General features: G+C 64.8%; 12 protein-coding genes and 3 pseudogenes. 9 read left to right on the top strand and 6 right to left on the bottom strand.

Annotated elements, in window-relative coordinates:
- The first annotated feature begins 143 nt into the window (after positions 1 to 143).
- From IPG68_10700 to IPG68_10665, 8 genes and pseudogenes are all read left to right on the top strand, one after another.
- On the top strand, positions 144 to 344 hold the full coding sequence (locus IPG68_10700) for a hypothetical protein (protein ID MBK6763693.1): 201 nt from the start codon (positions 144 to 146) through the stop codon (positions 342 to 344).
- Between the two features lie 33 nt (positions 345 to 377).
- A pseudogene (locus IPG68_10695) lies at positions 378 to 596 on the top strand (cytochrome c oxidase subunit II).
- Positions 597 to 730: 134 nt separating this feature from the next.
- A pseudogene (locus IPG68_10690) lies at positions 731 to 2,347 on the top strand (cbb3-type cytochrome c oxidase subunit I).
- A gap of 118 nt (positions 2,348 to 2,465) precedes the next feature.
- Positions 2,466 to 2,741, top strand: coding sequence for a cytochrome c oxidase subunit 4 (locus tag IPG68_10685; GenBank protein MBK6763692.1), 276 nt, complete (start codon positions 2,466 to 2,468; stop codon positions 2,739 to 2,741).
- Between the two features lie 430 nt (positions 2,742 to 3,171).
- Complete coding sequence (locus IPG68_10680; protein ID MBK6763691.1) at positions 3,172 to 3,360, top strand: hypothetical protein; 189 nt, start codon at positions 3,172 to 3,174, stop codon at positions 3,358 to 3,360.
- 103 nt (positions 3,361 to 3,463) lie between these two features.
- Positions 3,464 to 3,748, top strand: coding sequence for a L,D-transpeptidase (locus tag IPG68_10675; protein MBK6763690.1), 285 nt, complete (start codon positions 3,464 to 3,466; stop codon positions 3,746 to 3,748).
- The gene (locus IPG68_10670; GenBank protein MBK6763689.1) at positions 3,742 to 4,104 is read left to right on the top strand and encodes a L,D-transpeptidase; all 363 of its coding nucleotides are present in this window, start codon (positions 3,742 to 3,744) and stop codon (positions 4,102 to 4,104) included. Before IPG68_10675 ends, IPG68_10670 begins: the two co-directional genes overlap by 7 nt.
- Positions 4,101 to 4,325, top strand: coding sequence for a hypothetical protein (locus IPG68_10665; protein ID MBK6763688.1), 225 nt, complete (start codon positions 4,101 to 4,103; stop codon positions 4,323 to 4,325). The genes IPG68_10670 and IPG68_10665 overlap by 4 nt, the downstream gene beginning before the upstream one ends.
- 107 nt (positions 4,326 to 4,432) lie before the next feature.
- Here IPG68_10665 and IPG68_10660 read toward each other — a convergent pair whose 3' ends face one another.
- From IPG68_10660 to IPG68_10635, 6 genes and pseudogenes are all read right to left on the bottom strand, one after another.
- Positions 4,433 to 4,666 (bottom strand): hypothetical protein, encoded by a 234-nt coding sequence (locus IPG68_10660; protein ID MBK6763687.1) that lies wholly within the window; start codon positions 4,664 to 4,666, stop codon positions 4,433 to 4,435.
- A gap of 10 nt (positions 4,667 to 4,676) precedes the next feature.
- Positions 4,677 to 5,230, bottom strand: a pseudogene (locus IPG68_10655) (sugar O-acetyltransferase).
- 119 nt (positions 5,231 to 5,349) lie between these two features.
- Entirely contained in the window at positions 5,350 to 7,047 is a 1,698-nt protein-coding gene (locus tag IPG68_10650; GenBank protein MBK6763686.1) for a ubiquinol-cytochrome c reductase cytochrome b subunit, read from the bottom strand.
- Positions 7,044 to 8,084 (bottom strand): Rieske (2Fe-2S) protein, encoded by a 1,041-nt coding sequence (locus tag IPG68_10645; GenBank protein ID MBK6763685.1) that lies wholly within the window; start codon positions 8,082 to 8,084, stop codon positions 7,044 to 7,046. Before IPG68_10645 ends, IPG68_10650 begins: the two co-directional genes overlap by 4 nt.
- Complete coding sequence (locus IPG68_10640) at positions 8,081 to 8,896, bottom strand: c-type cytochrome (protein ID MBK6763684.1); 816 nt, start codon at positions 8,894 to 8,896, stop codon at positions 8,081 to 8,083. Before IPG68_10640 ends, IPG68_10645 begins: the two co-directional genes overlap by 4 nt.
- Positions 8,897 to 8,907: 11 nt before the next feature.
- Entirely contained in the window at positions 8,908 to 9,576 is a 669-nt protein-coding gene (locus tag IPG68_10635) for a heme-copper oxidase subunit III (protein ID MBK6763683.1), read from the bottom strand.
- Between the two features lie 195 nt (positions 9,577 to 9,771).
- Here IPG68_10635 and IPG68_10630 point away from each other — a divergent pair, with 195 nt between their 5' ends.
- Entirely contained in the window at positions 9,772 to 10,176 is a 405-nt protein-coding gene (locus IPG68_10630; GenBank protein MBK6763682.1) for a response regulator transcription factor, read from the top strand.
- Positions 10,177 to 10,182: the final 6 nt, after the last annotated feature.

Below are 10,182 nucleotides of genomic sequence, written 5' to 3'. Positions count from 1 at the left end.
CGCCGCCCTCGCGGTGGCCTTCCTCGTCTGGGGCTTGATCATCTGGTCGATCATCGTCTACCGGCGCCGCCACGCTGACGAGCCGGCGCCGGACCAGGTCCGGGCTACAACCTGCCGATGGAGATCGTGTACACGGTGCGCCGTTGATCGTGATCGGCGGCATGTTCTTCTTCACCGTTCGGGACCAGTCGCAGATCACCAAGGTGGAGAACAACCAGGATGTCACCATCGGTGCGGTCGGGTTCCGCTGGTCGTGGAACTTCAACTACGTGGACCAGAACACCTACGAGATCGGCACGCCGGGGCAGGACCCGGTGCTCTACCTCCCGGTCAACAGAAAGTGAAGCTCGAACTCACCCGCCTGACGTGATCCACCCTTCTGGGTGCCGGCGTTCCTCTTCAAGATGGATGTGATCCCTGGTCGTACGAACACGTTCGAGGTCACCCCCAACAAGGAGGGCACCTTCGCGGGCAAGTGCGCGGAATTGTGCGGTGTGGACCACTCCAGGATGCTGTTCAGCGTGAAGGTGGTCAGCCAGGCGGAGTTCGACGCGCACATGCAGGAATTGCGCGCCGAGGGCAATTCGGCCAGTTGACCAGTGGTAGGACGACCGAAGCGGCACAAGGAGTCTGACGTGGCGATCATTGACGAACCCATCACACCGACGTCCGACGAGGTCAACGCCAAACTGCAGGCGAGGGCCGACGCAAAGGCTCAGCGCCGCTCCGGCTGGGACAGACCGTCGTCAAGTGGGTGACCTCCACCGACCACAAGATCATCGGGCAGTTGTACCTGATCACGTCGTTCGTGTTCTTCCTCATCGCTGGACTGCTGGCGCTGGGCATGCGCGCAGAACTGGCTGAGCCGGGCATGCAGTTGATGTCGAACGCCCAGTACAACCAGTCGTTCACGATGCACGGCACGATCATACTGTTCCTGTTCGCGACGCCACTGTTCGTCGGGTTCGGCAACGTGATCATGCCTTTGCAGATCGGGGCCCCGGATGTGGCGTTCCCGACTGAACATGTTCTCGTACTGGCTGTTCTTCTTCGGCGGGCTCACCGCCTCGTTGAGTTTCTTGGTGCCGCAGCGGCGCCGCGGACTTGGAGTTCACACCCTCCGCAGGTGCCGACATGTGGTACCTCGGTCTTGCCCTGGGTGGCCTCGGCACGATCCTCGGGTCGGTCAACTTCCTGACCACGATCTACACGATGCGGGCCCCGGGCATGACCATGTTCCGGATGCCGATCTTCACCTGGAACATCCTGGTCACCTCGGTGCTGGTGCTGATGGTCTTCCCGGTGCTGGCGGCGGCCCTGCTCGTGGCGTTCATCGACCGCGAGTTCGGCACGGTGGTGTTCGATGCCGCGAACGGCGGGGCGATCCTCTGGCAGCACTTGCTCTGGTTCTTCGGCCACCCCGAGGTGTACGTGCTGGCACTGCCTTTCTTCGGCATCACCAGTGAGGTCCTGCCCGTCTTCAGCCGCAAGCCGATCTTCGGGTACAAGGGTCTGGTCTTCGCCACACTGGCCATCGGTGCGTTGTCGATGGCGGTCTGGGCCACCACATGTATGTGACCGGTGCCGTGTTGCTGCCGTTCTTCGCCTTCATGACCATGCTCATCGCCGTACCAACCGGTGTGGAAGTTCTTCAACTGGTGGCACCATGTGGGGCGGCTCGATCACCTTCGAGACACCCATGCCGTTCACCCTGGGTTTGATCACCTTCCTCTTCGGCGGGGTGACCGGCGTCATGCTCGCCAGCCCGCCGCTGGACTTCCAGTTGTCCGACAGCTACTTCGTGGTGGCGCACTTCCACTACACGGTGTTCGGCACGGTGGTGTTCGTCATGTTCGCCGGGTTCTACTACTGGTGGCCGAAGATGACCGGCAAGATGCTCGACGAGCGGATCGGCAAGATCCACTTCTGGTTGCTGTTCTGGGGCTTCCAGATCACCTTCCTCGTGCAGCACTGGCTGGGCACGCAGGGAATGCCCCGCCGCTATGCCGACTACCTTCCTGACGAGGGCTTCACACTGCTGAATCAGGTCTCGTCGTTCGGGGCGCTGATCCTGGGGATCTCGACGCTGTTGTTCCTCTACAACGTCTACAAGACCTGGCGGTTCGCACCCAACGTCACGACCGACGACCCGTGGGGCTGGGGCGCCTCGCTGGAGTGGGCCACCAGTTGCCCACCCCCGCGGCACAACTTCGTGTCCCTGCCGCCCATCCGCTCGGAGCGCCCGGCGTTCGACCTCCACCATGCGGAGGTCGAGGGATTGCTCTCGCAGACAGTCGTGGACAAACTGGTGGGCGCTGACGCCGGCCGGAAGGGAGTCGAGCAGTGAAGCACGCCGGATACATCTTCGGCCTGGGCACTGTCTTCTTCGGCGTTGTGTCCGTCGTGTACGGCGTCTGGTCGCGGGACTGGGCAGGGGACCACCTGCGCTGGCCTTCACCGGCTTCATGACCGCCCTGGTGGCCTTCTACTCGCTGTACACGGCCCGGCGACTCGACAGCCGTCCGGAGGACGACAAGGTCGCGAACCAGGAGGAAGCGGATCCCGGATTACGGCTTCTTCAGCCCGCAGTCGTGGTGGCCGCTGCCCATGGGCTTCAGCGCCATGTTGATCGCCCTGGGGCTGATCTTCGCGACCTGGCTGATGCTGGCAGGTGTGGTCTCTTGATGTTGAGCATCATTGGACTGGTTTTCGAGTACTACCGCCGGGACTTCGCCCACTGAGGCTCGCACAGCGCGCCGTGGACTCTCGCAGGTGACATGGCTCACGCACGCGCCGCCGATCAGGTGGTTTGAAAGAGACGCCTGCGTGGCACACTGGAATGAGTCGGCGTGTCAGCCGTCCAGGGCGTGCATACGCCAGGATCGACAAAAGATCGTTGCGAGGTTTCTTTGATGACAGTGAAGCGTAATGTTGCCGTTGCCGGAGCTGCTGCCACGGCGTTGCTGGTCGCTGGCTGCGGCCTGACGCTCATCGCGCGCAGCCAGCCCCAGGCGAACAGGCCGCGGTGTCCATGCAGATCCTGCCGTCGGGGACCGCAAGGCTCCGTGAACCAGCCCATCGTGGTGGTGGCGGAGGACGGCACCCTGGCCGACGTGACGGTCAACGGCCCCAAGGGCCTCTCAAGGGGCCGCCACAACCCGAACGCAACACCTGACCTCGAAGGCCAAGACGCTGGACTTCGGCGCCAGCACACCGGCGGCCACCGCCACCAACAGCTCCGGCGCGCCCACCACGATCGACCGGAACATCAAGACCGTGAACCCGCAGACCCTCGTGAACATCAGCACGGTGTCCGTCGCTGACAACGTGACCGTCGGTGTCGGCATGCCGGTCGGGTGACCTTCGACGCGCCGGTGAAGAACAAGAAGGCCGTCGAAGAGCAGCTGCAGGTGAAGACCTCGCAGGCCGGACCGGGGCTTGGGCGTGGGAGTCCGACTAGGTTGTGTTCCGCCCGAAGAAGTACTGGCCGGCTAACACGAAGATCGAGGTCTCGATGCCCCTGAAGGGGATCAAGACCGGTCCTGGTGCCTATGGCGCGGAGAACCGGGCGGTGTCCTGCAAGACCGGCGACCTTACGGTGTCCACCTACAACGCGTACAAGCACACCATGACCGTGAAGAAGAACGGCAAGGTCGTGAAGACCTTCCCGGCGACCAGCGGCAAGCCCGGTTTCGAGACCCGGCAGGGCATCAAGGAGTCATCACCGAGAAGCCTGACTTCGTGGTGATGGACGCGGCGACCGGTGGGACGACGTCGGAGGACGACCCCGAGTACTACCGCCTCGACGTGAACTGGGCGATGCGGATCACGAATTCCGGGGAGTTCGTCCACGCGGCCCCGTGGTCGGTCGGATCCCAGGGTTATGCCAACGTCGGCCACGGATGTGTCGGCTTGAGCACTGACAACGCGTACTGGCTGTTCCAGAACTCACGGGTGGGCGACGTCATCGTGGTCAAGAACACCGGTCGGGAGCAGGACCTGGGCAACGGCATCACCGAGTGGAACGTGGCCTGGAAGGACTGGCTGAAGGACTCCAAGACCGGCCCTGTGCAGACCGACACGACCGGTACCCCCGCCGCTTGAGCCCCTGTCGCGGGACGAGCCGGGACTGGATGGCGTTCCTTGCTGCAGCCGGGTCGTCGGCCCAGAAGGACAACGAGGTGAATCTACTGCGGCCTGCGGGCGGTCAACTCGGTGCCGAGTGGCAGGTGCACGTTGACCTGGCCCGACACGGCGATGAACAGGTGATCCTTCTCCTCGATCTGGACGACCCGGGGTGCTGGTCGAGGGAATCGATGTGCTGACCGGGCCGTGCACGTCGATGGCGTGACAGTTGCGGAGCGGACCCTCGCCGACTCCACGGGTGGGAAGCCCGATGAGTGAGGCCAGGTAGCCGAACATCCAGGCCTCACTACGAGCAGCACCGCGGCCAGTCCCAGCTGCTAAGGAACTGGACCGCGACCATCTCCAGCCCCGAGGCGCCTATCCAGCTGGAGTCCGCGACCCGGACCAGTTCGACGTGGCCGAAACACACAGTTCCCGGTTCTGCGTGGTCGGGCTTGCGCGCCAGCCAGCAGTAGATCCGCGGCCGAAGTCCGTCGGGCGCTGCCACACGGTCACCCCGGCCGGGGTGGGGCGCGCTCACACCCGTCAGCCTAGATGCGGCGGATGACACGGGCTGGACTGCCCACCGCGACGCAGTCGGCGGGGAGATCCCGGCTCACCACCGCGCCGGCACCCACCACCGTGTTGTCTCCGATGCTGACGCCCGGCAGCACGATGGTGCCTGCACCCAGCCAGACGTTGTCGCCGATGGTCACCGGCTCGCCGGACTCCCAGCCATCGCGGCGCAGTTCCGGGTCCAAGGGGTGGGTGGCGGTCAGGATCTGTACCCGCGGCGCGATCTGGCAGTGCGCCCCGATCCGGATGTCCCTGACGTCCAGCAGCATGGCGTCGTAGTTGATGAACGTGTGATCCCCGATGTGGATGTACTGGCCGTAGTCGCAGCGGAACGGCGGTTTGACGACGACCCGGTTCCACAGGTTCCGAGCAGTTCGCGCAGAAGCGCCTCACGCAGGACATCCTGCTCGGCTGAGGTCTCGTTGTAGCGGGCCAGGAGGTGCTGACAGCGCAGATGATCGCCGGTGAGTTCTGGGTCGTCGGCTTTGTACAACTCACCCGCCCGCATCCGGTCGCGCATCTGTGACACAGCCCCGAGCCTAGAGCCAAGCGCTGGGCAGTTGGGACCTTCTCACGGACCGGAGGAGACCCGCACACGCAGACGAGGGCGCCGGCCCCACCAGGGGAGCGGCGCCCTCGTCTGCGTGTCTACTTGTCGTCGATGACGGGATCGTGAAGTACGGATCCGTCGTGCGCCGGGACCAGGCGACGGTCCTCCGCCATCACCGGGGCAGCTTCCTCGACCTCGTGACGCAGGTGGGCCTCGGCAGCCTCGAGTTCTGCGCGCGTCGGCAACGGAATGTTGTCGGCGTAGAAGAAGTTCGAGAGTTTCGCCTGCAGCCGCTTCTTGCGGGCACCGGGTTGCCGCACACCGTTCTCGTCGATCCCTTCGGGCATCGGCAGCGGTGCACGGTCCGGCTTGGACATGAGCACGGCCTTCTCCTCGTCGGAGATGGGTGCGTGGATCTCGATGAACTCACCGTGCGGAAGGCGCAGGATGTTGCCGGTCTCCATGCCGTGGAGCAGCTTGTCCCGATCGCGGCGCTGCAGGCCCAGACAGATCCGCTTCGTGGCGATGAAGACCAGCGGCGGTACGACGAAGATCGCCCCCCGCAGGAACCACGTGATCGCGTGGATCGACAAGTCGAAGAAGCTGGCGATCAGGTCGTTGCCACCACCGATCCACAACAGGATGTAGAACGAAAGGGCCATGGCACCGAGTGCAGTGCGGACCGGAGCGTTGCGAGGCCGGTCGAGCAGGTGGTGCTCGGACTTGTCGCCGGTCGCCCACTGTTCGATCCACGGGTACAGGCCCATGACGGTGAAGAGGATGCCGGGGAGGATGGCAGCCGGGACGAGAATGTTCCAGCTGATCGTGTATCCGAAGATGACCCATTCCACGTTGGGCATCATCCGCAGTGCCCCTTCGAGGAACCCGATGTACCAGTCGGGCTGGGCGCCTGCCGTGACTTGGTCGGGTGTGTAGGGGCCGTAGAGCCAGATCGGGTTGATCGTGACCAGGCCCGAGATCAGGGTGATGATGCCGAAGACCACGAAGAAGAAGCCGCCGGCCTTCGCCGTGTAGATCGGTAGGAGCCGGTAGCCGACGACGTTGTCGTTCGTGCGGCCGGGACCGGGGAACTGCGTGTGCTTCTGGTACCAGACCATGATCAGGTGCGCGGTGAGCAGCGCCAGGATCAGGCCAGGCACGAGCAGGATATGGACCGCGTACAAGCGGCTGATGAAGTCCGTGCCCGGGAACTCGCCACCGAACACGAAGAAGCTGAGGTACGTGCCCACCAGCGGGATGGAGAGCATGATGCCCTGCGCGATGCGCAGCCCGGTACCGGACAGCAGATCGTCGGGCAGGGAGTAGCCCGCGAAGCCGGCCAGCAGGGCCATGGTGAGCAGGCCGACGCCGATCACCCAGTTCATCTCGCGTGGCTTGCGGAAGGCGCCGGTGAAGAAGACGCGGCACAGGTGCACCGTGATCGCCGCGACGAAGAACAGGGCACCCCAGTGGTGCACCTGGCGCATGAGCAGGCCGCCGCGGATGTCGAAGGAGATGTTCAGGGTGGAGGCGTACGCCTCGGACATCTCCACGCCCTTGAGCGGCACGTAGGAGCCGTTGTAGGCGATCTCAATCATCGACGGTTTGAAGAACAGCGTGAGGTAGACGCCCGACAGCAGCACCACGATGAAGCTGTACAGGGCGATCTCGCCGAGCATGAACGACCAGTGCTCGGGGAACACCTTGCCCATCTGCTTCTTGAGGAACTTGCTCGACCCCAGGCGGTCATCCACCCAGCGCACCGTCTTGCCTGCCGTGTTCACCGTCGCGCTCATGCGTCGCCACGCTCCCAGAAGCTCGGACCCACAGGTTCTGCGAAGCCGTCCTTGGCGACGAGGTACCCTTCGGGGTCAATCGTTATTGGTAGTTGCGGTAACCGGCGAGCCGCAGGCCCGAAAACGACGTTGCCGGCGTCACTCAGGTCGAACGTCGACTGGTGACAGGGACACAACAAATGATGCGTCCGTTGTTCGTAGAGCGCAATCGGACAGCCCACGTGGGTACAGATCTTGGAGAAGGCGAGGATGCCGCCGTAGTCCCAGTTCTCGCCCTGCTGGGAGACGATCTCCTGCGGCTCCATGCGCACCAGGATGATCGCGGCCTTCGCTCGGGCGTTGAGGTTGCCCTCCTCGTGCTGGACCTCCGGCAGGTCCGCCGGCATCGCGGAGATGAGCCCGCCCAGGGCCAGATCCGAGGGCCGGACGGGCCGACCGGTGGGATCGACGACGATCCGGGAGCCGGGCTTCCACAGCGTCTCGCGCAGGATGGTGCCCGGCAGCGGCCCGAGGTCGCGCAGCATCACGATCAAAGGGATCGGGAACAGCGCCATGGCCGTGAGCAGTGAGCGACGGATGATGGGGCGCTGCGCGAAGCCGGAGTCCGCCGAGTAGGTGTCGAAGGCCTCGACGGCCGCCTGCCGGTCCTCCTCTGTTGAGGACAGCGGGTGGCGAAGCTGCACCTCTTCCTTCTCGTTCATCAACTTCTTGGACCAGTGGATGGCACCGGCACCGATGAGGAAGATCGCCAGGCCGAAGGTCACGCCGAGGGCGATGTTGCTGGCGTTGACGCTGCCGAAGCCCCAGATGTAGACCGAGCGGTCGATCGGGATCGCCACGAAGGCGACCACGAAGAGCACCGTCATCACGGCCGAACCCAGGAACATCAAGGAGACTTGCCGCTCAGCGCGACGGGCGGCCTTCGGGTCCACATCGGTGCGACGCGGCCGGTGTGCCGGCAATGCCGCGACGGCTGCCTCGATGGCGGCGGCCTCGTCGTCGCCCGTGGTGGCGGGCAGATTGTCGTGAGTGCTCATCGGACCTTGGCTCCGATCCAGACAGCGGCCGCGATGAGGGCCAACAGGCCCGCGGTCCAGGCGAACAGTCCTTCAGCCACCGGCCCGAGCCGGCCGAGGGCGAGACCCCCGTTGTTCGGCTCCACCTTCAGCGACTGGACGTAGGCGATCAGGTTCTTCTTGTCCTCAGGGGTGATGGTCTCGCTGCTGAAGACCGGCATCTGCTGCGGTCCGGTGATCATCGCCTGCCAGATCTGCTCGGGCGTGGCGTCCATGAGGCTCGGGGCGTACTGCCCGTTGGTCAGCGCACCGCCGCTGCCGGCGAAGTTGTGGCACTGGGTGCAGTTGGTGCGGAAGATCTCGCCGCCCTCAGCGATGTTGGCCCCCTCGAGGTTCAACTCCTCTTCTGTGGGGTTCGCCGGGCCGGGTCCCAGCGTGGCGACGTACGCGGCAAGAGCGTCGATCTCAGACTCGGTGTAGATCGGGGTCTTGCGGCCAGCCTGTGCCTCGGGGACGGCCAGCGGCATGTGGCCGGTGCTGACCTGGAAGTCGACGGACGCGGCGCCCATGCCGATCAACGAGGGCCCGCCGTTTCCGCCGCTGGCATTGTCCGCCGCGATGCCTTGGCCTTCAAGGCCGTGGCAGGACGAGCAGCCCTCGAGGAACAGCTGGCGGCCGACTTGGACCTGCTCGATCGACCCGGCAGCCACGGTGGGCTCGGGGGAGGGAGTGGTCTCTGCGTTGACCACGGCATAGCCGGAGCCGACCAGCACCAGGGCCCCGCCCATCAGGGCCCCGGCGCCCCAGGAACGCCTGCGACTGCGCTTTTTCATGGAACCTCGCATCACTTGACCAGGTAAATGGTGGCGAACAGGGCGATCCAGACGACATCGACGAAATGCCAGTAGTACGACACGACAATCGCCGACGTCGCCTGTTCATGCGTGAACCGCTTAGCGACATAGGTGCGGGCGAGCACGAACAGGAAGGCGATGAGCCCGCCGGTCACGTGCAGGCCGTGGAATCCGGTGGTGAGGTAGAACACCGAGCCGTAGGCCGAACTCGACATGGTCAGGCCCTGGTGCACCAGTTCGGTGTACTCCGTGACCTGGCCGCCGATGAAGACCGAGCCCATGATGAAGGTGATGATGAACCATTTGCGCAGGCTCTTCACGTCTCCCCGCTCGGCGGCGAACACACCCATCTGACAGGTCACAGAACTGAGGACCAGGATCGTGGTGTTGACCGTTGCGAAGGGGACGTTGAGCAGTGAGGTGTCGACGGCCCAGATCTCGGGGTTCACTGACCGCAGCGTGAAGTACATCGCGAACAGAGCCGCGAAGAACATCAACTCGCTAGCGAGCCAGATGATCGTTCCGATGGCCACGTTGTTCGGACGGTCGACATGACCGACCGGCGCCAACCGGGTCGTCACAGCAGATGCATTAGCCACGGGTGCGATTCTGGCAGGTTTACGCCTCCCAAACCGAACGACCCCCCGATTCCGCGGCATTTTTCCGGATTCGGCCTCTCCTGAGCACGGAATCAGCCGCTCGGCGTCCGCTGCGCTCCGGTCCGCCACAAGCGAGGTTGCGCGCGGTGTGGCCGGGTGCTTGGCACCTCCTGCTGTTTTCCACACTCACGGTCGCCCGGGCGCCGCGGCCTCCTGACCGTACGGCGGGGCGCGAGGGCCACTAGCATCAGGAGCATGGCGCGCAGGTTGAAGGTCCTCGTCTACAGCGACAACTTGGATACCCGTCAGCAGATCCTGCTGGCCCTCGGCCGCCGGCCCTCGCGGGAACTGCCCGAGGTCGAGTACGTCGAAGTCGCCACCGAGCCGATGGTCATCCGCACCGCCGACACCGGGGGGTTCGACCTGCTGATCCTGGACGGGGAAGCCTCCCCGGCCGGCGGCATGGGGGTCTGCCGGCAACTCAAGGACGAGTTGTTCAAGGCACCTCCGATCCTGGTGGTGGTGGGCCGGCCGCAGGACGCGTGGCTGGCGACGTGGTCACGGGCGGACGCCGTGGTTTCGCACCCCATCGAGCCGATGTCGATGGCGAAGGCCGTAACCGATCTCCTGCGCCCACGGGTGGCGCTCGACGCGGGCTGATCAACC

The organism is Micrococcales bacterium, from assembly GCA_016703125.1.
In the GTDB taxonomy this organism is placed as follows: domain Bacteria; phylum Actinomycetota; class Actinomycetes; order S36-B12; family UBA10799; genus JADKAV01.
Note: the sequence above shows the minus strand (reverse complement) of the source record. Positions and strands in the feature narration are given on the sequence as shown.

Bases quoted from the DNA above. Each gene is read 5' to 3' on its own strand.
- IPG68_10635 (MBK6763683.1), bottom strand. From the start codon at position 9,576: ATGCCGCGGAATCGGGGGGTCGTTCGGTTTGGGAGGCGTAAACCTGCC.
- IPG68_10645 (MBK6763685.1), bottom strand. From the start codon at position 8,084: ATGAGCACTCACGACAATCTGCCCGCCACCACGGGCGACGACGAGGCC.
- IPG68_10650 (MBK6763686.1), bottom strand. From the start codon at position 7,047: ATGAGCGCGACGGTGAACACGGCAGGCAAGACGGTGCGCTGGGTGGAT.
- IPG68_10630 (MBK6763682.1), top strand. From the start codon at position 9,772: ATGGCGCGCAGGTTGAAGGTCCTCGTCTACAGCGACAACTTGGATACC.
- IPG68_10685 (MBK6763692.1), top strand. From the start codon at position 2,466: ATGACCGCCCTGGTGGCCTTCTACTCGCTGTACACGGCCCGGCGACTC.
- IPG68_10640 (MBK6763684.1), bottom strand. From the start codon at position 8,896: ATGAAAAAGCGCAGTCGCAGGCGTTCCTGGGGCGCCGGGGCCCTGATG.